The 21,946-nt window shown below is 48.6% G+C and carries 26 protein-coding genes; 6 read left to right on the forward strand and 20 right to left on the reverse strand.

All coding sequences use genetic code 11. The features are described 5' to 3' along the window. Positions 1-82 precede the first annotated feature (82 nt). From GCE9029_RS10485 to GCE9029_RS10510, 6 genes are all read right to left on the reverse strand, one after another. Positions 83-556 carry a 2TM domain-containing protein gene (locus GCE9029_RS10485; protein ID WP_062663228.1) on the reverse strand — a complete coding sequence of 158 codons (474 nt, stop codon included), beginning with the start codon at positions 554-556 and terminating at the stop codon, positions 83-85. Between the two features lie 189 nt (positions 557-745). After that, positions 746-1,057 (reverse strand): cupin domain-containing protein, encoded by a 312-nt coding sequence (locus GCE9029_RS10490; protein ID WP_062663229.1) that lies wholly within the window; start codon positions 1,055-1,057, stop codon positions 746-748. A gap of 169 nt (positions 1,058-1,226) precedes the next feature. Then, complete coding sequence (locus tag GCE9029_RS10495) at positions 1,227-1,745, reverse strand: transcription termination/antitermination NusG family protein (RefSeq protein WP_062663230.1); 519 nt, start codon at positions 1,743-1,745, stop codon at positions 1,227-1,229. Positions 1,746-2,091: 346 nt separating this feature from the next. Next, positions 2,092-2,490, reverse strand: a complete 399-nt coding sequence (gene fos / locus GCE9029_RS10500; RefSeq protein WP_062663231.1) for a fosfomycin resistance glutathione transferase — start codon at positions 2,488-2,490, stop codon at positions 2,092-2,094. Positions 2,491-2,493: 3 nt separating this feature from the next. Next, positions 2,494-2,916, reverse strand: coding sequence for a GNAT family N-acetyltransferase (locus tag GCE9029_RS10505; RefSeq protein WP_062663232.1), 423 nt, complete (start codon positions 2,914-2,916; stop codon positions 2,494-2,496). A gap of 26 nt (positions 2,917-2,942) precedes the next feature. Further along, positions 2,943-3,299 (reverse strand): hypothetical protein, encoded by a 357-nt coding sequence (locus GCE9029_RS10510; RefSeq protein ID WP_062663233.1) that lies wholly within the window; start codon positions 3,297-3,299, stop codon positions 2,943-2,945. 225 nt (positions 3,300-3,524) lie between these two features. Here GCE9029_RS10510 and GCE9029_RS10515 point away from each other — a divergent pair, with 225 nt between their 5' ends. From GCE9029_RS10515 to GCE9029_RS10535, 6 genes are all read left to right on the forward strand, one after another. Then, positions 3,525-4,190, forward strand: a complete 666-nt coding sequence (locus GCE9029_RS10515; protein ID WP_062663234.1) for a response regulator transcription factor — start codon at positions 3,525-3,527, stop codon at positions 4,188-4,190. 2 nt (positions 4,191-4,192) lie between these two features. Then, on the forward strand, positions 4,193-5,641 hold the full coding sequence (locus GCE9029_RS10520; protein ID WP_062663235.1) for a sensor histidine kinase: 1,449 nt from the start codon (positions 4,193-4,195) through the stop codon (positions 5,639-5,641). After that, positions 5,638-6,678 carry an ABC transporter substrate-binding protein gene (locus GCE9029_RS10525; RefSeq protein ID WP_082804331.1) on the forward strand — a complete coding sequence of 347 codons (1,041 nt, stop codon included), beginning with the start codon at positions 5,638-5,640 and terminating at the stop codon, positions 6,676-6,678. Before GCE9029_RS10520 ends, GCE9029_RS10525 begins: the two co-directional genes overlap by 4 nt. A gap of 208 nt (positions 6,679-6,886) precedes the next feature. Then, positions 6,887-7,015, forward strand: a complete 129-nt coding sequence (locus tag GCE9029_RS26920) for a hypothetical protein (RefSeq protein ID WP_269449274.1) — start codon at positions 6,887-6,889, stop codon at positions 7,013-7,015. Between the two features lie 76 nt (positions 7,016-7,091). Next, on the forward strand, positions 7,092-9,083 hold the full coding sequence (locus GCE9029_RS10530) for a tripartite tricarboxylate transporter permease (protein WP_062663236.1): 1,992 nt from the start codon (positions 7,092-7,094) through the stop codon (positions 9,081-9,083). Between the two features lie 12 nt (positions 9,084-9,095). After that, positions 9,096-9,953 (forward strand): universal stress protein, encoded by an 858-nt coding sequence (locus tag GCE9029_RS10535; RefSeq protein WP_062663237.1) that lies wholly within the window; start codon positions 9,096-9,098, stop codon positions 9,951-9,953. A 439-nt stretch (positions 9,954-10,392) separates the two neighbouring features. On the opposite strand, the gene GCE9029_RS10540 is transcribed toward GCE9029_RS10535, so the two are convergent. The 14 genes from GCE9029_RS10540 to GCE9029_RS10605 form a co-directional block, all read right to left on the reverse strand. Further along, entirely contained in the window at positions 10,393-10,608 is a 216-nt protein-coding gene (locus tag GCE9029_RS10540) for a hypothetical protein (RefSeq protein ID WP_062663238.1), read from the reverse strand. A gap of 185 nt (positions 10,609-10,793) precedes the next feature. Further along, the gene (locus tag GCE9029_RS10545) at positions 10,794-11,408 is read right to left on the reverse strand and encodes a hypothetical protein (protein WP_062663239.1); all 615 of its coding nucleotides are present in this window, start codon (positions 11,406-11,408) and stop codon (positions 10,794-10,796) included. A gap of 15 nt (positions 11,409-11,423) precedes the next feature. Continuing rightward, positions 11,424-12,128: a HupE/UreJ family protein gene (locus GCE9029_RS10550; protein ID WP_062663240.1), complete on the reverse strand. Its 705-nt coding sequence runs from the start codon at positions 12,126-12,128 to the stop codon at positions 11,424-11,426. Positions 12,129-12,322: 194 nt separating this feature from the next. Continuing rightward, on the reverse strand, positions 12,323-13,279 hold the full coding sequence (locus tag GCE9029_RS10555; RefSeq protein ID WP_062665581.1) for a FecCD family ABC transporter permease: 957 nt from the start codon (positions 13,277-13,279) through the stop codon (positions 12,323-12,325). 71 nt (positions 13,280-13,350) lie between these two features. Next, entirely contained in the window at positions 13,351-14,310 is a 960-nt protein-coding gene (locus GCE9029_RS10560) for an ABC transporter substrate-binding protein (protein WP_062663241.1), read from the reverse strand. A gap of 26 nt (positions 14,311-14,336) precedes the next feature. After that, positions 14,337-15,125 (reverse strand): ABC transporter ATP-binding protein, encoded by a 789-nt coding sequence (locus GCE9029_RS10565; protein ID WP_062663242.1) that lies wholly within the window; start codon positions 15,123-15,125, stop codon positions 14,337-14,339. Positions 15,126-15,306: 181 nt separating this feature from the next. Continuing rightward, positions 15,307-15,606: a PAAR domain-containing protein gene (locus tag GCE9029_RS10570; protein WP_062663243.1), complete on the reverse strand. Its 300-nt coding sequence runs from the start codon at positions 15,604-15,606 to the stop codon at positions 15,307-15,309. Between the two features lie 9 nt (positions 15,607-15,615). After that, a complete protein-coding gene (locus GCE9029_RS10575) occupies positions 15,616-16,290 on the reverse strand; it encodes a hypothetical protein (protein ID WP_062663244.1) in 675 nt (224 codons plus the stop codon). A gap of 108 nt (positions 16,291-16,398) precedes the next feature. Next, positions 16,399-16,950: an SMI1/KNR4 family protein gene (locus GCE9029_RS10580; RefSeq protein ID WP_062663245.1), complete on the reverse strand. Its 552-nt coding sequence runs from the start codon at positions 16,948-16,950 to the stop codon at positions 16,399-16,401. Then, positions 16,947-17,501 (reverse strand): SMI1/KNR4 family protein, encoded by a 555-nt coding sequence (locus GCE9029_RS10585; RefSeq protein WP_062663246.1) that lies wholly within the window; start codon positions 17,499-17,501, stop codon positions 16,947-16,949. Before GCE9029_RS10585 ends, GCE9029_RS10580 begins: the two co-directional genes overlap by 4 nt. Then, complete coding sequence (locus GCE9029_RS10590) at positions 17,491-18,090, reverse strand: SMI1/KNR4 family protein (RefSeq protein WP_062663247.1); 600 nt, start codon at positions 18,088-18,090, stop codon at positions 17,491-17,493. Before GCE9029_RS10590 ends, GCE9029_RS10585 begins: the two co-directional genes overlap by 11 nt. Before the next feature lies 1 nt (position 18,091). After that, the gene (locus GCE9029_RS10595; RefSeq protein ID WP_062663248.1) at positions 18,092-18,943 is read right to left on the reverse strand and encodes a hypothetical protein; all 852 of its coding nucleotides are present in this window, start codon (positions 18,941-18,943) and stop codon (positions 18,092-18,094) included. Next, entirely contained in the window at positions 18,940-19,929 is a 990-nt protein-coding gene (locus GCE9029_RS10600) for a DUF4123 domain-containing protein (RefSeq protein ID WP_062663249.1), read from the reverse strand. Before GCE9029_RS10600 ends, GCE9029_RS10595 begins: the two co-directional genes overlap by 4 nt. Then, positions 19,929-21,935, reverse strand: a complete 2,007-nt coding sequence (locus GCE9029_RS10605) for a type VI secretion system Vgr family protein (protein WP_062663250.1) — start codon at positions 21,933-21,935, stop codon at positions 19,929-19,931. The genes GCE9029_RS10600 and GCE9029_RS10605 overlap by 1 nt, the downstream gene beginning before the upstream one ends. Between the last annotated feature and the right edge of the window lie 11 nt (positions 21,936-21,946).

Here is a 21,946-nt window from a genome sequence, read left to right on the forward strand (position 1 = left end):
AAGAAGGTGAGGTCGGAGTTGTTAGGCTTTGAAAAGCAAAAGGCCAGCAGAATGCTGGCCTCTGAAGCTTTATAGGGTGCGCTTAGAGCTTGCGACCGAGGCGCTTCTCTATTTGTTTCTTTTCCCAATCAGGACCAAAGAAGTTCAGGATTTCAAAGGAATTTAGAGCGTGCACGGTAATACCAATCCCCCAACCCATGGCTGGCCACCATGCCCAAATGTAATCAGGACTGGTGAGGAAGTTGATCATAAACAGCAATCCAATCACCAGCGCGTAGGTGGTCAGGTGGGAGTAGAAGCCTTTGATTTCTCGCACCTGGTTAATCACTCGTTCTTCTTCGGCGGTGTATTTCACTTCTTCTGTCATGTCGGGCTCCGGTTCTTTTTGAAGGTCAGAAACTTGGATTTCAAAGACAGCCGCCAGAGACTTCAGCGATTCCAGCCCTGCTTTATCGCCACGCTCTATTCTCTGAATAGTGCGAACACTCAGGCCGCTCATTTCAGAAAGTTGCTCTTGCGACCAGCCACGCTGTAATCGTAATTTTCTGACAATCATCTTGTTTTTCCTTTTCGCTGTGGACGCTTCAAAATTTACCTAAATTTCCTTATAGTCAGGAACGTCACGACCCCGACATACACATGACAGTACTTTTAAAACAGTAGGTTAGCGTAGGTTTGCTGTTTATCAAATCGGGACGTCATCGATGCGACAGACGCCCGTCAGGAAGGCAATTCGGGGAAAAACTTACACACTACCATCAGTTTCAATCACCAATACCCGCGCCTCACCCAATGGCTTGGCAACGTGCTCAGCGCCTTCAGAAGCGTAGAAAATATCTCCCGCCTGAAGCATCACTGACTTCTCGGCGTCCGCCTCCCGGAAATGCATTTCAACCATACCATTGAGCACCACAAAAACTTCTTCACCTTCGTTGATGTGCCACTTATAAGGTTTGTCGGTCCAGTGCAGTTTGGTAGTGATGCCATTCATATTGGCGATATTCATCGCCCCCCAAGCATTATCCGCTGTGAACTTCGCGCTTCGAATCACTCTCATGATCGCATCCTTGATAGATTGAACAATACGAATTGAATGTCATGAGCTTAGCGCTGAAATCTAAATCAATCTGCGCAGAAGGCGGGATTTATGAAAGGAAAACTTGGAGGAAGGATATTGGTGCCACGATCAAAAAGAGCAAGCCGTCAGCTTGCTCTTATTAGGTTCGCTACGAGATAAGCGAGGGCACTCTCGTTTGGAAAATGGTTTCCATCGGCACCTTCACATTGATGGAATAGCCAAGGTGGTCGATTTCCATCGCAACCGGTCTTTCTCCTTCGCCATGGAGAAGAATGCCAGTCATACCCGTTAAGTGGCCACTGACCACACCAACCGTCACACCATCCACATCATTATTGGAAATGGATGTCGCATCTTCGTAGTAATACAGAATCGTTTTCATTTTGACGATGTGCGATTCAGGAATCGTCGCCACATATTTTCCATGGCGCACCAAATGGGAGAAGCCCGGTGCTTGTTTCACTTTCTGCAGACCTGCCTGAGTTGTACGCACAAACAGGTGGCACTTAAAAAGTGGCTCATAAGCGATTCTGCGCTTGTTGCCAACCGTTTCCCAGAACCTGCGTTCTGGTAAATAGGCTTCATACCCTTGTGAAAGCAGGTAATCAAGGAGAAGGTTTTCCTCGTTGAAGTGGGTATAAACTGCATACCATCGATAGTAATGCAATTCGAATCTCTCCAGTAAAATAGAAAAGCCACGTCGACAAACATTCAGACGTGAAAAACAATCGACTCAGGCAATTTAGAGCTGGAATTCGCGATGCAATGAAAAGTGATTATTAGAGTGATTTAACCAACGCGAAATCTTTGGGTTGCCAACATAACCCGGCGCTTAGAAACGCACGCTAAAATGCATGAAGTTGATGTGCAAATGATATCGGTTTAATGGGCTACAAGGAAGTAAGAATGGGCGCTACCGTGAAGTGGCCGCTAATTACAACGATAGCATTATGGCATGGCTCACACATCAGGATGAAACCGCTAAAGTTATGCCTGAGAAATACGGTTTGCTGTTAAAGCCACTCCAACCCCGAGTAGGGTTTTTCTCTCAGGCTACCCAACCTGCTTTGCAGGTCGCCAGCGTGCACTTCAAGCTTATGTCCATCCGGATCCAGAAGGTAAAGTGAGCTTCCCTCACTCCGGTTTTGCTTCCATTCGATCACACCTTTTTGACGCAGCGATGCGGCAAACGCACTAAAGTCTTTAGCGTCAATATTCAAAGCAATATGTGAGTAATCACTTTTCTCACAGGGCTTATCTACAGAGAGACAAAGCCAAAGCCCACCCAAAGAAAGGTAGGCGCCTCCATCCCATCTGGCATGGCCTTTAAAGCTCAGCACATCAACGTAAAACGCCAACGATTTTTCCAAATCAGATACCGCCAGCGTGATGTGATTCAACCCTTTTAACATGGTTTAACCCACCAGTTTTTTGGTAAGGAAGTGAAGCTGATGTTCATCGCCGGGAAAGGCATCCAGCGTCATTTGATTGTGATAACCCATTGACTCATAGAACGGTCTGGCCTGAAAGCTGAAAGTATCGACCATGGCAGCTTTACAGCCTTTGCCGACCGCTTCAGTTTCCATTTTCTGCATCAGAGTTTTGCCTACACCTTCCCCTTTCAGCGCCGGGTCAATCCAGAGGAAAAGGATGTGCATCCAGTTCCCCCAAAAACGCGAGACAATACCACCACGTCTTTGCCCGTTTTCATCGAGGACAAACACGGCCATTTGCAATTCATTCAGATGCTCAACAAAGGGATCGTTGAACGTTCGGAGTCCGCCACGCACATCCATGATGTCTTGCTCTGTTGGGTTGGCAACAACCTGATATTCCATCACTCCTCCCTGAGCCTCAATCAAGGCTAACTAGCCGATGAACTGTCTTCCTTCACCGCATCTTTCAGCTTCTTGATGCGGGATTCTTTGTAACCAAAGATGCCGAACATCGCGACGGTAACAGCAATACAGGTATAAAGCTGCAACTGGGAGTAGATAGTGAAGTTGGTTGCCAGGAAGTAAAGCATCAGTGCCATCAGCACAATTTGGATAACCCAGCGGGGTTTATCATTGAAATTGAAAGTCTTGGTATCTTCTTCATAGCGCACATGCACGCGCCCTACAAGAAAGCCAAGGTTTATCAGCAATCCATCGTTATCAGTTGCTGCTTTAAAGTCGATGTGGTTCAGCGCCAGGTATTTTTCCAGACCTTTCAGATCCATTCAGAGATTCTCCCAAAAACATCTTGTCGAAAGCACACGCTTTCCATTTCCCCGATAATATCAGAAGAGCTGCGCGAGTCTGAATGCCACGCGTCAGCCGCATTCAAATTGTTGTTACGAAGTGTGAGCAACGTAAGCACCCGCTCAGTTTCAATTTACAACCATTGCAATTAACATTTTGCCAACCAATACTTTACATTCCTCCATGACGTATCAGGTTGTAGCGTGCGAGTCCTTATTGTTGAAGATGACAGATTGATCAGCGAAGCCATTGAGCAGCGCTTTACCAAACAAGGCCATGGCGTAGATTGCGCCTATGACGGCAACATTGCGCACGCAATGGTCAGCCAGACGGAATACGATCTTGTCATTCTCGACCTCAATCTTCCCAACAAATCCGGCGAGCAAATCGCGAAGAAAATCCGCCATCAATCAGATTGCCCAATACTGGTACTCACCGCCCGCACTGAGGTGCAGGATCGTATTCAGCTATTGGACTTGGGCGCAGATGATTACGTAACCAAACCGTTTGATTTTGGCGAGCTCGAAGCAAGGTGCCGGGCGGTGGTGAGACGCAGGCAGGGCACAGACACCAACAATCTGGTATTCGGCGATATCGAGTTTGATGTCGCGCGCTGCAAGGTATTTGTTCAAGGTGACGAAATCATTCTTAAACAACGCGAACTTCGCCTGCTTGAGATCTTCCTTAGCCACACCAACCGCGTGATGAGCAAAGAAGAGCTGATTGACCACCTTTATGGGTTTGATGACACGCCCAACCTTAATGCCATCGAAACCTATGTTGCACGGCTTCGCAAAGCCATTTCCCACAGCAATGTCGAAATCAAAACCCTGCGCGGCCTGGGCTACGCTATCGACAAACAGGCCTGAGCATGAGCACGCCGAAGTCAGCCGGATTTATCCCATTCAGCTGGTCGAGCAAAAGCCTCCGGTTTCAAATGTTAGCGACTGCCTTCACCGTGCTGCTTGCAGTCAGTGTGGTAACACTTTGGGCTGCCAACCGCTATGCCCACCATACAGCGCAACTCTCGTATGACCGCTCTTTAGGCGGTGCGGCGTTCCAAATCATCGATAACGTCCGTTATATCAATCTGAGTTGGATTGTTGATATTCCCATCTCAGCATTCAAAGTACTGGCGCAGTCTCCTACCGACCGGGTGTTTTACTTGGTAGTGAACGAAGACAGAAAAGTGATTACCGGCTACGACGATCTCATGAAGCAGGCTGAGGTTGTGGAACATATTGATGACTATCCCGATCAATTGGAGCCCAGCGCTCTGTTTTTCGACATGACCTACCGTGGGGAACCCTTTAGATTCACCATCGTCAGTAATTCCATCAATACGCCAAGCGGTTTAAAGGATGTGTATGTCTTGGTGGGACAAACACTCAACTCCCGTAATTCACTGCAAGATGAAATCACCTTTCAGGCGCGAAACCTCGTTTTTCTGGTCATTCTGACGTCACTGACCCTGACATTGCTATCGACATGGAAGATCATTCGCCCAATCCGAAACATCAATAAGAAGATTGCGAAGCGCTCCAATGTTGACTTAACCCCAATCAGCCATCAAGGTCCTCAGGAAGTCGATCACCTTATCACCACCATCAACCGCTTTATGGAGCAGTTGGACACTACGCTTCGCAACCTCAAAAACTTCACAGGCGAAGCGGCCCACCAGCTGAAAACGCCCCTTTCTGGTTTGAAAGCACAGGCACAATTAGCGCGCGATAACGCCCAGGATGAAGAGACCAAATCGCGCCTCGCGCATGTTCTCTCAGCCTGTGATCACCTCGACCGTACCATCACCCAGTTGTTGAATCAGGCCACCATTACGCACCGTCACCGCAGCCTGGCACCGAGTGCGATTAATCTGAACGATCAGGTAACAACCGTGTGCAGAGATCTGGCAATGAATGCCTTGTCGCGGGGCGTTGAGCTCGGCTATCACGAATCCGACACTGTCCTGGTGAATGGCGATGACTTTGCTCTTTCCCAGATGCTGCAAAACCTGATCGAAAACGCCATCAAGTACAGCCCGGATAACAGCGCGGTTGATATTCAGTTGAGCGCGGAAAAAGAGAATGCGGTGCTGCTGATTCAGGACCATGGCAATGGCATTTCTGACGAAGACAAACCCCACGTGTTCGAGCGCTTTTACCGAAGTCCAAACAACACCAGCCAAGGAACGGGGTTAGGCATGGCCATTGCCCTGGATGTCGCCAAGAACTTCAATGCCTCGCTGACGCTTGAAGACAATGAGCCTCACGGACTAAGGGTTAAAGTCGTTTTCCCGGAAGGCAGTTGGAGGCACGCATGACCGTATTGAGAATATGGCTTCTGGCCTTGTTGCTGACCTCGTCCTTCACCTATGCCGAGACACTGCGAGTTTATGCCGCAGCACAAGTCTCCGAAATGCAGCCGCTGCTTTTTGACTTTCAGCGACGCCATCCCGATGTCGATCTTGAATACAAAGTCTTCAATAGTAACAAGCTCAATCAATACATTCGCAATGGCACCCAGCCTCAGCCAGATGTGACCATCAGTTCAGTCATGGATCTGCAGTTCAGGCTGGTCAACGATGGTTATGCCCTTCCCTATCGGCCTGTGGCCAGACGCGCGACCAACACACAGGATCTGCTTCCAAGATGGGCAGTGTGGCGGGATGAGTTGTACGGTTTCAGCTTCGAACCCGCGGTGATTGTGCTGAACAAAGCCTTCATGAAAGACAAAGTGGTGCCGAAAAGCCGTGTCGAATTGCTCAGTTTTATCCGCCGCTACGGGGATGAGCTAAACGGCAAGATTGGCACTTATGACATCCGCGCGGTAGGCATTGGCTACCTCTTGTGGTCTTTCGAGCGTATTCAGGCTGCGAACTATGGCCAAATCCTTGAGCTGTTTAAGCAACACAACGCCCGCACCTTTCCCAGCTCAGTTTCCATGCTCAGCGCCCTTAGGAAAGAAGAGTTGCTGCTGGCTTACAACATCATGGGCTCTTACGCCCGAAGCTGGGAAGAGCGTTATGGCGATATCATTGTGGTCGCCGCCGAAGACTACACACCCGTGGTGATCCGTTCTGCATTCATCAACAAAACCACCGAAGTGCCTGATGCCGCCAAACGATTTCTCAATTATCTGGTGTCTTACAAAGGCCAGCAGATGATGGCACGGGAAACCAACATGCCACCTATCCGTCTCGACATCGACAGCCCCAAATCAGCCAACTTTATGCGTGCAAATCTGATTGACCAGCTCAAGCCCATCCCAATGGACGTCACCTTGCTGGTGAGTTCAGATCAGAACAAACGGGAAATCGTCATCACTGAATGGGAGAACGCGCTCAAAGAGTTTGAGTAGTTGTTAATCCGCAAACGCCCCATCCTTTCAGATCACATCTAAAACGCCGACTTGGTTTCCCAAATCGATCAATGTAAACATTTTGTTATCGAGCTGTAACGCTGTCAGCTTCGTGACAGTTTCGCCCCTTAGCTTGGATGGTGAATTCAAAAGAATCACATATCCCAACCGCCAACAGAGCGGTTTGAGCAAAGCAGAAGGTGAAAAGATGTTTACTTACAGCAAAGGCAAGCAAGGAGCTTTTCCAGCGCTCTCATCAAAACACGTTTCCCGGGACGGCACGTCATGCCTGAGGCTAAACGGCCAACTCCCAAAAGAGTACAACACCCAGATCTAACCTTTTCCCACTTGAGGCTCTATACGCTGATGCCTGCGTGTATTGAGCCTCCTTTTTATTCAAAAGGCGACGTTGTATGTTCAGCGAATTACTTGATTCTCTCCAAACCATTCTCAGCCTGAACCACATCACTTTTATGCTTGGTGGCGTGATTTTGGGATTGGCGATTGGTATTTTTCCCGGCCTTGGCGGTATCGCCGGGCTTTCCCTGTTATTGCCGTTTCTCTATGGCATGGATCCGATTTCTGCTCTGGCAATGCTGATTGGTCTGGTGGCTGTTATCCCAACTTCTGACACCTTTACATCCGTGTTGATGGGAATTCCCGGTTCCAGTGGCTCGCAAGCCACCGTGCTTGATGGCTTCCCAATGGCAAAAAAAGGTCAGGCCGCGCGGGCGCTTTCCGCCGCTTTTACCTCATCACTGTTTGGCGGATTGTTCGGGGCTCTCATACTGACTGGCTTTGTACTCATTGCCCGTCCGGTGATCCTGGCATTTGGCTCAGCCGAACTTTTCATGCTGACCATTCTCGGTCTCAGCATGGTTGGGGCTTTAGCAGGCAAGAGTTTCGTGAAAGGCCTCTCCGCCTGTGGCATGGGTGTACTGCTCGGCAGCGTGGGTAGTGCGCCAGCCACGGGTGAATACCGCATGGTTTTCGACAATTTTTATCTGATGGATGGTGTGCCGCTGGTGGTGGTAGGTCTGGGTATTTTCGCCCTGCCGGAAATCATTGATTTACTGCGCCAGAACAAACCCATCGCCAATGCCAGCAATCTGGGAACAGGTTGGATGGAAGGTATCCGTGATTTTGTGCAAAACAAATGGCTGGCGATTCGCTGCAGTGTGATTGGCTGTGTGATTGGTGCCCTGCCAGGTCTTGGGGGCAGCGTAGTGGACTGGATTGCCTACGGTCATGCCGTGCAAACCACCAAAGGCAAATCCGAATTCGGCCACGGCGATGTACGGGGTGTGATTGCACCGGAATCTTCCAATAATGCCAAAGAAGGTGGTGGATTGGTGCCGACCTTGCTGTTCGGTATTCCCGGCTCCGGCAGTATGGCCGTATTCCTTGGCGGCATGGTACTTGTGGGCCTTGAACCGGGCCCCGCTATGGTCAGTACAGATCTCGATATCACCTATACCATCGTCTGGTCACTTGCACTCGCCAATGTGTTTGGTGCTGGCGCATGTATGTTCATTTCACCTTGGGTTGCGAAACTGACTACCATTCGTTACACCCTGTTAGCGCCATTTATGGTGATGGTAATTTGCTTTGCAGCCTTTCAGGCAACGCGTGATCTTGGAGACCTCATAACCCTCGTCTCGATAGGTTTCCTCGGTGTTTTGATGAAGCGTTTCGACTGGCCGCGCCCTGCTTTCCTGATTGGTTTTGTACTCGCTAACGGAATGGAAACCTACCTCTATCAAGCAGTGCAGTTTGATGGTGTAGGATTCCTGGCTCGCCCGGGCGTGATCATTATTGGCCTTATCACGATAGCTTCTCTGGTCTTTATGTATCGCCAAAACGCGAAGAAACAAAAAGAGACTCAGGAGAAAAACGACGCAGAAACGCCAACGGCTTATAACCGCAAGCCGCAAATCATCTTCGCTGCGTTGATCAATGTGTCGTTCCTTTACTGCATCTATGACGGCTTTCAGCAAAGCTTCCTTGGCGGAGTTTTCACCATAGTGATTGGCTGTTTGATGTGGGTGCTTTCTGGGATCGTGCTTTGGCAACTGCTGAGTAAACCAAGCACCGATCCGATCTACTTTGACCTTGAGTACGTGCAAGGCTATGCGTTCAACAAAGATGCCATCAGCATGATGCACTACCTCTATTGGCTGATTGGCTTAGTGGTTGGCTGCTACTTCCTGGGCTATGTGATCGCGATTACCGTGTTCTTTATTGCCTTTCTGGTGGTGAAAGCCGGCCTCAGTCTGCTACGCGCATCGTTACTGACATTCTTGGCCGTCGGTTTCCTCCTATTCCTGACCAACGCCATGGTGTTGGAGCTGCCAATAGGCTTGCTGCAGGAAAGTGTTGAACTGCCGTGGCCATTTGGCTACTAACTGGAGGCCTGTATGACTATCAAAACCATCATCATGCCCTTTGCATCTCACGCGTATGCCAGGGAAAGACTGGAAGGCGCGCTGAATGTCGCGCGCTATTTCGGGGCGCATCTGGATGTGCTGCACGCCAAGATCAATCCGCGCCAGTTGCTGCCGGAAGAGAGCCAGTTGATCTCAGATGAGTTCTACAAACGCATCGACCAAATCGTGTCGGATTACGTCAGTGAAGATTTTGAATCTGTGCGGGAAGCGTTTGATGAAGCCTGCAAATCTCTCGGGATTTCCCAACAGGCAGCCACACCGGGACAGACTCAAAGCACCTCTTTTTGGCATGATGTGCCCGGGTTTCGCGGTGAAGTTGTGGCGGAGAGGGGGAAGATTTCTGACCTCACTGTGGTGCCTCAACCTAAGCGTGGCAAAACCAGCGTCAGCTTTGAGGCAGCCATTCTTCACAGCGGAAAACCTGTACTGGTGATGCCCCGTACACAGACCGCGTTTTCACCTAAGAGCGTGGTCATTGCATGGAATGGCGACACACAAGCCGTGCGTGCTGTGGCTGCGGCCATGCCCTTACTGAAACGTGCGGAGAAGGTCACCATCATCACCAGTGAGCGTTCAGAGACAAAACGCCCGACCCAGAAAGGGCTGCGGGATTACCTGGCGCTGCATGGTATCGATGGCGAATGCGTGGTGTTCAAATCAGGACGGATGCGCGTACCACAAGCGCTGTTAGAAACCGCTAACCAACACAATGCGGACTTGATTGTGTGTGGGGCTTACGCGCATCAGCGAATCCATCAGCAGATGTTTGGCGATGTCACCAAAACCTTGCTGCGAAAATCAACACTCCCACTTCTAATGATCGGCTAAAAAACAACAACACCCATATGCCAACAAGAAAAGGCCACCGATAAAGGTGGCCTTTGATTACGAGGTAAAGAGGTAAAAGCGAATAAACCAAAAAGCGATGATTATTTTATTCACGTTTCTGTGATTGTTTGGTTTCCCAGTCAGCCGTGGAGACCCGCTTTTCGCATAATAAAGTCGTCAACACCAGTCGGGATAATCAAACCTACAACAGCTTCCATACACTCCTCATGTCGACCTTGGATGACTTCATCATATGCCAGAAATGAAAGGTGATTTGTGAATCTCGCCGAGAATTCAGCGCGCAGATTAACTTTATTTACTTACTGATTATTCTGCCTTTTTCATGCTTTATAATTTTTGCTATTGCGCCACTTAATGAATGATAGGCGGAAAGGTTTCAGGCACAAAAAAGGCAGCGGGAACGCTGCCTTTTGAAATTCTATTTTGGAAGGAAAATACGATAGATCGCGCCTTCTTCATCTCTCAGACTGAGAGCCCGTTTGCCCGAGATTCGATGTCTGGAAGCTTCTTCAAAGCTCCAGTAAGTCGATTTCGCACCTTCTCGCATCGCGATACTGACACCCAGCGCTTTGAGCTCTTCCAGGTTATCAGATTCTCTGACGATATCGCCGCTAAGTACATTCACCAGCTTCATACTGCATACCTCTCGTCGTTTAGGCTTTTCCTTAAACCTAAATTCGAGGCTAGCAAATGAATGTGACGATTTTTTGAACCATTTTTAGGACTCGCTAATTTTTAGACGAGCCTCCGTACATCTTGTCGAATCCAGGAATGTTTCTCTCCCAAATAGGAGAGCCTTATCCCACCCTTTTTCTAATGTTAAAACACTCGCCTAACTTCGGCATACTCGCCGCTGGTGCGTAATATCACCATCACAGTGTGGTCATTGCGATTGCGGAAAAACCAGCCATGGTTACCCGTGAATGGAGCCGTTAACACACCTTGATCTTCAATCGCGCCGCGACCCTTTTCGTAGCTGATTGCATTGCCATTCCCATCACCATGTGCGTCAAAATTCACAGCTCCACCTTTAGCTTTCCATTCAAAGGTGGCTTGTTCTCCCTGCTGCATCATCAGCTTCACTTCCGCCCCTTGTCCGGGTTTAAGTGCCAACAGCACCCGGTCTTTCCAGACGGGTTTTTCGCCCTGAAACTCGGTGATAGCGGGTGTTTCTATTTCCTTGATATCTGACGTGACAACCAAACTATTGGTGGTTTTATCTGCTGCTGCCTCTTGGGCTAACTGCGTTTTGATATCCCCCATCTCTTTAAGTCCCAATACCCGGCCAATTCCCGTTGGGTCAATGCCATACTCCGCTGGAAAAATCACTGTCACCAGCAAGACGATAGCCGTGACCAGCGCAATCAGCGTTGAGCGGATAAGCTGTTTCGACGTGGGCAATTCCGCGCGGGTGGGCATATCGGAGTTATACATGTTGAATTCCTTCTCTTAATACTGCGCCACGACGTAGCCCGTTAACTGGTATCCAATAAGCATAAAACCCAGACTCATCATCACAACATTGGCAGAATAAGCCTGGCGATAAAAGTGGGTATGCCGACGCCAGAACCCCATCAGAATCAGTATCGCCCCTAAGGCCAAGAGTTGACCTATCTCGACCCCGATATTGAAAGCCAGAAGGTTCGGCACCAACCCATCAAGCGAGATGTCGTAATCAATGATTTTGGATGAAAGACCAAAGCCGTGACAGAAGCCGAATAGCAAGGTGGCAAGTTTGGTGTTGGGTTGGACACCAAACCAGCGCTGGAAGGCACCGAGGTTATCCATGGCTTTGTACACCACAGAAAGGCCAATAATGGCGTCAATGATGTAACTGTTGATACCGATGTTGAAATAGACGCCCAGTAGCATTGTCGTTGAATGCCCCAGCGCAAACAGGCTGACATAAAGCGCTATGTGCTTTGGTCTGTAGAGAAAGAAGATAACGCCTAACAGGAAGAGGATGTGGTCGTAACCCGTCACCATATGCTTCGCACCAAGGTACATAAAAGCGATGATATGTGTGCCTGTGATTTCCTGAATGTAACCTTTGTCGCCTTCCGCGACGGCATGTGCAAACGCCTCTGAGCTGCTGATTGCAACCAAAATCAGCACAACTGTGCTGAGCATGGTTGAGAGCGTTTTTCTTTGCATAATTCTTCCGTGATTGTTCCATTGAAAAAGCAACGTGTCCTTTGCTGCCTCAATGAGATGCCATCTAAACCGAAGAGCTTAGCGTCTTCATTTACCAAATGATCAAGAAAACAACAAAACAGTGAGATTGTCGCCATTACAGTTTTTGCACTCTCAACAGTATTGAGGAAAACTTGACCACACTCCCCATTCTTTCAACGGGCTGGCTTTTTCCAAACAAGGTAGAGCACAAACAAACCGCCCAATGCGGCAGTAACAATGCCAACTGGCAACTCCTGTGGCGCCAAGATGGTGCGACTGACAAGATCGCCAAGGGTTAAGATTACCGCGCCCCACAATGCAATGAGGGGCAACGCGCGCTTGTGGGTCATCCCTGAAAAAGGACGCACCAGATGAGGCACCATTAATCCCACAAACCCAACTACACCAGTGAGTGCAACAATCGAAGCCGTACAAAAAGCGCAGCACAGAAACACTTCACTTTGCAGCCTGTGAACATTGATACCAAGCGAAAGGGACGTTTGCTCGCTGACAAGCAAGGTATCCAACTCCCGATATCGCACCAGAATCAGAACCACCAAGCAGAGCAGGCCCACAGCAGCAAAAATCAGGTTATCCCAACGCGCTAAACCCAGTCCGCCCATCGTCCAGAACAAAATTGAGCTCGCAGCACGTTGGTCACCAGAATAGATAAGAAAGCTGGTCACAGCGCCAAACAGAAAGGAGATAGCCAATCCACAAAGGACAATGTTGTTGTCGCCTTGCTTTTTCTGGAGGGAAAAGAGCATCAATACCGCAGCGGCTGAGACGATTCCCCCAGCAAATGCAGCGATAGGCAGTGACCATACCCCAAGTGCATCACCAAGCTTGGTAATCACCAATACCGCCCCCGCCGACGCCCCAGACGATAAGCCAAATAGGAAAGGATCCGCCAAATCATTGCGTGTGGTGGTTTGAAGCAAAGCACCCACCAAGGCTAAACCAGCACCTGCAATCAGTGCGAGTATGGCTCTCGGTAACCTCAAATCCATCAGGATACGGCTTGTCATGCTGACATCGTCTTCGTTGAACGAGCTCAAGCCTTCAAGCACTTGTGCTAAGGACAACGGCACAGTTCCAAACTGCAAACTCAGCACAAAAGCAATCAGCATGGTACTGATACCCAGTAGCCATGCTGCGCGGTATTTGTTGATTCCTGAAATCAATCTAGGTGCTTTCTAGGTTATTGCGGATAGAAGGCCTGAGCGAGCTTTTCGATTGCCTGAATATTGGCGGGTCCCGGCGTTAACTGCTCATAACGCAGCTTCACATAGCGACCGTCCTTCACCGCATTGGTATGTTTCATCAAAGGGTGTTGTTCAAGGAAGGTTTTCAATGAATCTGCGCCACTGGCGGTTTGATAATCCAAAAGGATAATCACATCAGGGTTTTCTGTCGCGACATGCTCCCATGACGTTCTGGCCCAGCTGGTTTCCATGTCGTCAGTGACATTTTCCCCACCCGCCGCTTTGATCATTGCACTAGGCATCGCGAATTTACCTGCGGTGAATGGCTTGTCTTCACCGGAATCAAACAGAAAGACCTTCGGCGCGTTGTTTTCTGCGTTGCTTTGAGAAGTGACCGTTTTCATTTTGGCTTGCCAGGCTTCCACCAAAGCTGCCGCTTCATCCTGCTTGTCAAAAATCACACCCAGCTTTTTGATGTCATCATAGAGCAACGCCATGCTGGCACCTTGCTCCAGCTTGTTGGTGTGAATGCAGCTTTCCGAGAGTACAAGGGTATCGATGCCATAAGGCTTGAGGGTTTCCGGAGTCACTTCGCCGCCTACTTTCATCCCATAGTTCCAGCCAGCAAAGAAGAAATCGGTTTTAGCCGCAATCAGGGTTTCCAGCGAAGGATACTTGGGTGCCAGTTCAGGAATGTCGCCAAGCGCTTTTTCAAAAGAAGGGGACATCTTGTACCAACCTGTAATGCCCGTCACACCCACCATGCTGTCTTCCAAGCCAAGTGCAAATGCCATTTCCGTCATATTGATGTCGTGAAACACCGCAGCACTTGGGCGCTTTTCAATTGTCAGTGGACTTCCACAGTTATCGACCGTGACCGGATATTCCGTGCTTTTGGCATTAGCGATTGCGATGGGGAAAAGGAAGAACAGCGTCGATACGACTGACCACTTCATTGTGCAGCTCCTATTAATGGCATGGCTTAATGGGACGGTGCGGCTTCAAAATGATGCACCGTGTTGTTGATTTGGGGATGGCTGAGTGGATACACACGAAGGCCAAAAACGGGGGTAATGAATGCGTCCTGCAACACCTCGTTGGGAGACGCGCAGGTCACCATTTTCTGGCCGGACATCAAAATCACTTTGTCCGCAAAAGGCGTGACCAGAGGCAAATCATGCAGCACAGCAATCGACGCGATACCGCGCTGTTTAATCAAGTCGAGCAGCTCAAGACGCGCCAATGGGTCAAGGTGATTGGTAGGCTCATCCAGAAGCAACAGTTTGGGCTCTTGAGCAAATGCGCGGGCAATGCTGGCACGTTGTTTTTCACCCCCGGATAGAGAGCCGAACAGGCGATTTTCTTTGGCAGACAAACCTGTGTCATGAATGGCTTGTTTGACGGCACGTTGATGCTCTTTTTCAGTGCAACAGAAGGTATGTGGCACCCGACCCAAACCGACATATTCACTCACACTCAACCTTGGGTCGACATGTTCATGCTGGGCAACCACCGCCACTCTTTTCGCCCGGTATAAGCGATTCAGATTTTCTTCCGCGCAGCCTTCAAGCGAGAGTTCCCCCGCCGCTTTCCGGTATTCACCCGTGATGGCTTTAAGCAAACTCGATTTCCCACTGCCATTAGGTCCGATAACAGCGATGCATTCGTTTGCGGAAACAGAAAACGTCACGTCAGACACAGCGCGCCAACCTGAGAGGCTATCAGCACAGAAGTCAGCCATTGAAAGTATGGGTTGATGAGTTCCTTTCATCTGATGCCCGCGGATTGAATTGATATGTTATAACATATCATTTATATAAGTAGACTTGTCAATAGGCAGGAAAACGAGTCTTTCGGAGCGTCATAAAACAGAGAATGGCAGCGCCCATTCCCGGAAAAGTTGAAGGGAGTCAAAGCCTCACGAAAGCACGTTAAGAAAAGAATCTTTCAGGTTAGCTCATGGTAATGGTCGGCCATCCTTGCACCACCTGACCACCATGCGCGCAACCGTCTCCCATTCTCACCACGGCTTTTCCGTCAATTTTCACCAAAGAGGAGCCTTGCTTCAGGTCATCAGGCATACCTACACCGGTGCAAATTGCCTTACCTCCGACCACTGCGACAGGAATACCATTGACCTTCACTAGCGATTGGCCAGCATCGATGATTGGACCGCCCACATGAGGTACTGGGCCGGGTTCTACTTTGGGGCAGACATGCATGTGGCCAAGTAAAGAAACAGGTTTACCCATAGCAAAACCTCATTGGTGTAAGTGAAGGTTTGGGTTCACATCAATGATCGCAAACCCTCTCGATGTATCCATAACAACATCTATCAGTAAAGATTGTTCAAGTTGCGCGACATCATCCCCAATGCCGTGCCACCACTTCTTTATCGCTTCTCGGTACCCGGCTTGGAAATCTTGCCGTTGCCGATAACAACGAGCGTCCAATAACACCCCTCCGGAAACTGCCAGTCGGTATTCAGAGCGCGCAGAAAAATCATGATATGGAAACAAATACAGCCTCGGTGTTACCTGATCTACGACATACGCATGAAGTACCTGCGCCATTCGATCCGATAGATTTGTCAGCCAGCAAGATAGCACTTCATTTTGACTTTCTGGGTGAAGCAACCCTTTGGGCAGCATTGCCATTCCAACGCAATCTTTCCAACTCACTACGCCTAATTTGGGCAAGTAATCTTGGGGCTCGATGATGCTATCAGCCGTAAATTTCACCGCCCTTTTAGGTAGCCCCGAAAGGCGGCGGTAACTCGTATTGTTTGAAAGTCCTGCTAACAAAATCTCACTTGAAATCGCCAGTGTCGCTGACGGGTGCAGAAAATAATGACGCTGGAAAACATCGGGGAGATTTCCATATTCTGTCGCGATGATTGCTGTTGAACATTTTGCGATTTTTTCTAGGGCATGCATTGCGAGATTTCTTCAGACTAGCGATGAATTAACAGACAAAGAAACAGAGGAACCAGCTTCCTATGCCATTGCTCGAAATGGCTCTTTTTCTTCCTAGTTACCCAAAGTTTATTCGCTATCGTACGCATCAAGTTCGATTTCATCGCCACACCGGACAATTTTTCCCAATAACTCGGTGAATGAATTAGCCAAAAACACAAGCCCTTCATAATCGTGTCCAGACCAATCTTTTTCACCTTGAAATCCGTTCATGTACCAGATTTTTCCGTAGTTCCTCTCAGAAACATCAAGCAGCAATAAATCTCGAGAAATGGAGCTTTCCATCACCACTAAATTCGGCGGGATACGAGCATCCCCATCGTCATCGACATCACTTGCCATCATAGTGAATGTGAGTACATCAACTGCATCCCGAAACCAGTCTAAAAACTCTAGTGAAATACCATTCACTCTGACCTCAATCCTACGATCCTCAATCAAGCGCATCCCAACACTTCTTAGGAACCATCTGTAATCTTGGGGTAACTTGGTATTGAGAAAGGCTTCCAAAGCTAACACTTGCTCTTCTGTCGAACAAAACAGCTCTGGTGTTTCTCCGCTCTCTTCATCAAGGGGCTTCCAAGCAATCTGCTCAGCTAACTCATCAACACTCAGACTCATCGAATCATATCTTCGGGAATGTTGAAATCAGGCTCCTCAGGCGAGTCATTTTCTACAATCTTTAACAGCAAATCTGTCAGCGATTTGGCAATTAAAACAAGATAGTCACTGTCCTCAAAAGCCCCCCATGGTTTCAAATTGCTGAGAAAGTAGATAAAACCAAATCGAGTATTACTAAGATCCATAACTAAAAAATCGCCTGAAATGGAATCCGCAATGATCAAGCTTTCATCCGGAATTCTTTTATCTGGACCGTTTTCAGACAACATTTGGGTTAAAACAAGTGCTTGGTCAGCAGATTTGAATGCCGCAAGAAAGGAAAGTGACACTCCGTTCAATGTAATATGAACACGCTCATCCTCAATTTCACACATACCATAGTTTTTCATAAACCACCGGTAGTCATTTGGAAGCTCGCGATTCAAAAACGTCTCAATTGCGTTCAAATCACTCTCTGTCGAACAGTAAACAGATCTGCTTTCTCCAAACTCTTCGTCAATCTCCGCCCAAGAGATGCCTTCACACAAATGTTCTATCAGCTCAGCTTTCATTTTCCTTACCATCCTCTTGAGAAACGATTAAATCAGCCTCATCCCAACTTTTTAGCTCATCAAGCCAAATGTCAAAGCTGTCAGATACTTTCAGGAGCATACTGTTTTCTTCATCCCCCCATGCCTCTTGAATAAAACGCCAATGCCATAGTGACCCGTAATGGTTCTCGGATAGGTCCATGAGCAAAAATCCGTTTTCTTTCCAAAGGCTATCCCCAATAGGAATCATTTTGGGGGGAATCAATGCGCCTCCTGTTTCCCAGAAATCGGGAAGCTCTTGATTTAATTGCTCTAAAGCATCATCTATTTGCCTTATATTGCGGATATAGTTGTGTAGCAGTACCTCTTTAGCTGCCCTCTCACCCAAATCAATATTAATAATGCTGCAATGCCAATCTAACTCGTTAAAGCTACACGCCCCGCAATTCACAACAAAATCCACAAAAGAACTTGGCAGTGCCACTTCATGTCGAGCTTCAAAGCTTTCCACATCATCTTTGGTCGATAACTTTTCATCAACATCGTTATCCAGTGTCGAAACCTCATTCATCCAAAATTCTATCATCTTGTTTTTTCTGGATTTTTCCATCTCAAAACACCTCAGTATCCATCAGTGATCTACTACCTGCATGTGAAGAAACACTATGTAGATCTGAGGGCACATAGCCCACTGCACCGTCCTCAAAATGGTGTAACGTCCAACCATCACCAGGGTTTTTTACACCGACATTGCTCAGCGCTCTCATATCTTTCCCAACATCATTCGTAACTTCAGTTAAGTACGTTTTACCCTGAACATGCTCTGGTCTGAAATCTGGAAAACCATTCCTGTAATTAACCGAGTTGACCTGTCCTCCCGGAGGATTAGGAAGATTGATAGGATCATTGAACGTGAATTTACCTGAGCCAAAATTCGGACTTTTCGGATCGTTAGCTCCTGGAGGGTTCCACGTTCCTTTTCGGCTAGAGGGCATTTTGTGTTTCCGCTTAAATTGCTCGCATTTTTTACACTTAAACGCGTTTTTACGTGCATTAATCATTTGAGTTCGAGCTTTCTGAAGCGCCTGCATCCTAGCTTTAACAATTTGCTGTTTTGACAAAATACTGGCGTAAGACTTGGTCATCGAGGCGACATTGTCGAACTTCTTAAACATCAGTCCGACCAGTCCCTGAACCTTGCTCCCATATTTGGCAAACTTAGCAGGCTTTGCCAGTGCGTCCCCCGCATAAGGGATCATGGAAACCAATGACAAACCGGCTCCCAGCCAGTCTCCTTTTGCCGCTGAAATGACGGCGGAAATCCCATCACTTGCCGGCGTCGGGTCAAAAATCCCTGTGATATCTGTGATGATCTGCGGGTTGTTTTTGGCAATTTCTCCCGCTTCTTCCCAAAGCTTTTTGTCTCTGGCTTCTTCTAACAAACGCGTATATTCGTTACTCATGACGCCCCCTCACCCTCAGGCCACCAATCCTTGTATTTTTCTGCGCCAGCACGTATCCAGACTTCCTCAAAGTCATCAGACAGCAGCGTATCGAACTTTTCTTCTGTGCTGGATGATTGGGATAACACCTGATGTATGGAGGGTTGCAGATGAAACTGAGGGTTGATCGTCCACATCAGGTTAATGAAAAGCCGCATATGGATAAGGTCCAAAACCTTGTAGGTAAAACAGTGCTCTATGCCCTGATTAACCATGGCCCGGACAAACCCTTTTGGATAGAAGTGCACCGTTTCGACTTCTTCATACTCCAGGTATTCAATCAAGTCATCGATCAGTTCGTCACGATGGGCAAATAACGGATACTGAAGCTGCTCCTCGGTGAAAAACCAAGGTAGAGACGGGTCATGCTCTTCGGTTTTTAACCCCGGAAGTGGATAAATACCTGAATCTTCAATGTTGCCAGATACCGACCAGTTCATGGTCGCGTCCGCATTAAGCGTGTACGTAAAGAAGCCCTCTTCCCCTTCCTCAGCGTAAACACTGTTCATGGCGCTGAAAAACTCACGTCGCTGTCCTTCTGAAAACACAGGTAAATAACGGTTCAGAGTATTGGCATCGTAAAACCGGAAATAAACCAACTCCCCACTCGGCTCGACAACTTCTTTGACCCTTTGAAGCTTGATGAAGAGGCTGTCTATCCCCTGATTGCTGACAAAGTAAAGGACCTGCTGTTTGCCAAAGGTTTCTTTGAGTAGCCAGTCAAAAAGCGGCTCTCCTTCAAGAATTTCAGCTATCCAGGGCGATTCTTCCTGAAATTCTTCTAAATCTTCCCCGACAAACAGGCAGCGATGACGCGTCGACATGCCCTGAACCGCGGCGATAAGCTGCTCGTTGTGTGAAGGGTCGAGAAGGACATAAAGGCGACATTCTTCACTTTGATTTTTGGCTTCGAGTAAGGATGCACTGAGGGTTTTTGTTACTGTCATTACCCTTTCCCCTTGGTGCATTTTTCTTTAAATGGCTTGTCCTCTTTGTCGCCACCGCCCGCACTCGAAAAATCAATTGCGTTGCCTTTGATTTTGACTTGATTGCCCTTAATCAAAATGCCGGATGCATCCATTTCAATCATGGCACCCTTTGTACTGAGCACGATTTTCTCCGCTTGAACGACGTATTTCTTGGTGTTGGAGTGAATCGATTTACCCGCAACAATGGATTTAATCGTCCCAACTTGCTCTGCGCTGACCAACGCGACCGATTCATTTTTTGCACCCCCGACGGTCACTTGATACGCCCCGCCCACCGTAAGTGTGCTGGCTATCCCTACCGTTTCCGTCAAGAAGCGGTTGACCTTGATGTGTTGATCATTGCCGACACTGATCTTCTGGGTATCACCGATTTTTACCGTTTCGTTATTCTTAACGTCCCGCTGCCTGTCATTACCAACAATGTCGCCCTCGTTGTTTTCGATGACTCGGTTAACATCCTTCTGAGCATGGACATAAATCTCTTCTTTGCCTGACTCATCTTCGAAGCGCAGCTCATTAAAGCCGTCACCTTTGTGGGTTTGCGTCCGCAACACAGTCTGTGTTTTATGCGCCGGCAAAGACTGCGGAACAAGGTTGGCAGCGTGATAGGTTCTTCCCGTTACAATCGGCTGGTCAGGATCTCCTTCTAGAAAACTCACAATCACTTCGTGACCGATCCTCGGTACACTCACAGCGCCATAGCTCGCTCCAGCCCAGCCCTGCGCCACGCGCACCCAGCAACTAGAGTTTTCGTTCCACTCCCCCACTCGGTCCCAAGGAAACTGGACTTTGACCCGCCCATGCTCATCACAGAAGATTTCTTCATTGGCTGGCCCCACAACAATCGCAATTTGAGGGCCATCGACGCGGGGTTTGATATTCGGCATCGGGCGCCAGGTTCTGGTTGCCGGAATCACCACAGCCTCATTGTTGTAGGTCGTTTGGCCTTCGCCCCCCGATTCCTGTGCTGCCTGAGGCTGGGTACCTATATGGATAACCCTGACACCAAGCCATTCCATGTTGACGTCAGACGCGTCTTCAGGCCCTTCAACCGTCATTTTCAGACCCGGTGAGATGGCGGGAATATTGCTCAGCAAAGAAGCGGACAGACTTTCGCGCCTCAGAGACTCAAGCCGGAACTGAGTGAAAGGTTTCCCCGAACCGTCGTCTTTAAACCGTCCGGGATAGTCGTAATGTTCATAAGTCGCGCGCTGAAAGCTGAGGTCTGTCCCTGTGTGGCTGTGCACCAACCCATAGTCGGGTTTTTTAAAGCTGTAATCTTTTAGAGTTGCACTGGACGCCCCCATTTCGCTGGAGGGTTTGAAGCTACGGATATAGGGATATTCAGCCACGCCGCCAATGTTAGGCTCGTAAGTCAGTGGGGTAGAAATAGCAGATAGTACGGAGCTGTCGTCCGCAAACACCAGCGAATGCTTACCGCCTGATTGCTCGAAGAAGTAAAACATTCCCTCTTCGGCTGCCAAGCGTTCGACAAAATCTAAATCCGACTCTCGATACTGCACACAATACTCGCGGGTAGCGGGCGTGTGTGTCAGTGAGAACGCGAAATCATCAACGCCCATCTCCTCCAGCAGTGTAGAGATGATTTGAACAGCATCAGCACTTTGGAAGATCCGGCTGTTCTGGCGCAGGCTCAACCGTTTCAGCGCAGGAACCAGCTCCAGAAAGTAGTAAGTTTGCGAATGACCGGTGTCCCCGCGGGTAAAACGGCTGACGATGCCATGAAATTGCCGGTACAGTACACCGTCTTTCCATACGCAAAGTAAACCATCTTTGTCTACCAGTTGGTCAGGCGAAACGCCTGCTTCACGGCTTACCAGCTCAACTTTTGCCATGAAGGGCGTCGAAAGCCCCTCCTCAACGGAAAAGCCAAGAACACCAAACAATGAAAGATCCAGACTGCTGGTCTGAAAAGTGAACTGTAGCCCTGTCGCGTTCGCCATCGTTAAACCAT

Source organism: Grimontia celer (assembly GCF_900055185.1).
GTDB lineage: Bacteria > Pseudomonadota > Gammaproteobacteria > Enterobacterales > Vibrionaceae > Enterovibrio > Enterovibrio celer.

Excerpts from the sequence above, each read along its gene's own strand:
- GCE9029_RS10490 (WP_062663229.1), bottom strand. The coding sequence starts at position 1,057 with ATGAGAGTGATTCGAAGCGCGAAGTTCACAGCGGATAATGCTTGGGGG.
- GCE9029_RS10595 (WP_062663248.1), bottom strand. The coding sequence starts at position 18,943 with ATGAGTAACGAATATACGCGTTTGTTAGAAGAAGCCAGAGACAAAAAG.
- GCE9029_RS10605 (WP_062663250.1), bottom strand. The coding sequence starts at position 21,935 with ATGGCGAACGCGACAGGGCTACAGTTCACTTTTCAGACCAGCAGTCTG.
- GCE9029_RS10510 (WP_062663233.1), bottom strand. The coding sequence starts at position 3,299 with ATGGATCTGAAAGGTCTGGAAAAATACCTGGCGCTGAACCACATCGAC.
- GCE9029_RS10575 (WP_062663244.1), bottom strand. The coding sequence starts at position 16,290 with ATGCATGCCCTAGAAAAAATCGCAAAATGTTCAACAGCAATCATCGCG.
- GCE9029_RS10560 (WP_062663241.1), bottom strand. The coding sequence starts at position 14,310 with ATGAAGTGGTCAGTCGTATCGACGCTGTTCTTCCTTTTCCCCATCGCA.
- GCE9029_RS10580 (WP_062663245.1), bottom strand. The coding sequence starts at position 16,950 with ATGAGTCTGAGTGTTGATGAGTTAGCTGAGCAGATTGCTTGGAAGCCC.
- GCE9029_RS10550 (WP_062663240.1), bottom strand. The coding sequence starts at position 12,128 with ATGCAAAGAAAAACGCTCTCAACCATGCTCAGCACAGTTGTGCTGATT.
- GCE9029_RS10570 (WP_062663243.1), bottom strand. The coding sequence starts at position 15,606 with ATGGGTAAACCTGTTTCTTTACTTGGCCACATGCATGTCTGCCCCAAA.
- GCE9029_RS10590 (WP_062663247.1), bottom strand. The coding sequence starts at position 18,090 with ATGGAAAAATCCAGAAAAAACAAGATGATAGAATTTTGGATGAATGAG.
- GCE9029_RS10540 (WP_062663238.1), bottom strand. The coding sequence starts at position 10,608 with ATGAAGCTGGTGAATGTACTTAGCGGCGATATCGTCAGAGAATCTGAT.
- GCE9029_RS10525 (WP_082804331.1), top strand. The coding sequence starts at position 5,638 with ATGACCGTATTGAGAATATGGCTTCTGGCCTTGTTGCTGACCTCGTCC.
- GCE9029_RS10545 (WP_062663239.1), bottom strand. The coding sequence starts at position 11,408 with ATGTATAACTCCGATATGCCCACCCGCGCGGAATTGCCCACGTCGAAA.
- GCE9029_RS10585 (WP_062663246.1), bottom strand. The coding sequence starts at position 17,501 with ATGAAAGCTGAGCTGATAGAACATTTGTGTGAAGGCATCTCTTGGGCG.
- GCE9029_RS10505 (WP_062663232.1), bottom strand. The coding sequence starts at position 2,916 with ATGGAATATCAGGTTGTTGCCAACCCAACAGAGCAAGACATCATGGAT.
- GCE9029_RS10565 (WP_062663242.1), bottom strand. The coding sequence starts at position 15,125 with ATGAAAGGAACTCATCAACCCATACTTTCAATGGCTGACTTCTGTGCT.
- GCE9029_RS10520 (WP_062663235.1), top strand. The coding sequence starts at position 4,193 with ATGAGCACGCCGAAGTCAGCCGGATTTATCCCATTCAGCTGGTCGAGC.
- GCE9029_RS26920 (WP_269449274.1), top strand. The coding sequence starts at position 6,887 with ATGTTTACTTACAGCAAAGGCAAGCAAGGAGCTTTTCCAGCGCTCTCA.
- fos (WP_062663231.1), bottom strand. The coding sequence starts at position 2,490 with ATGTTAAAAGGGTTGAATCACATCACGCTGGCGGTATCTGATTTGGAA.
- GCE9029_RS10555 (WP_062665581.1), bottom strand. The coding sequence starts at position 13,279 with ATGCTGATTGCTTTTGTGCTGAGTTTGCAGTTTGGAACTGTGCCGTTG.
- GCE9029_RS10530 (WP_062663236.1), top strand. The coding sequence starts at position 7,092 with ATGTTCAGCGAATTACTTGATTCTCTCCAAACCATTCTCAGCCTGAAC.
- GCE9029_RS10485 (WP_062663228.1), bottom strand. The coding sequence starts at position 556 with ATGATTGTCAGAAAATTACGATTACAGCGTGGCTGGTCGCAAGAGCAA.
- GCE9029_RS10535 (WP_062663237.1), top strand. The coding sequence starts at position 9,096 with ATGACTATCAAAACCATCATCATGCCCTTTGCATCTCACGCGTATGCC.
- GCE9029_RS10600 (WP_062663249.1), bottom strand. The coding sequence starts at position 19,929 with ATGACAGTAACAAAAACCCTCAGTGCATCCTTACTCGAAGCCAAAAAT.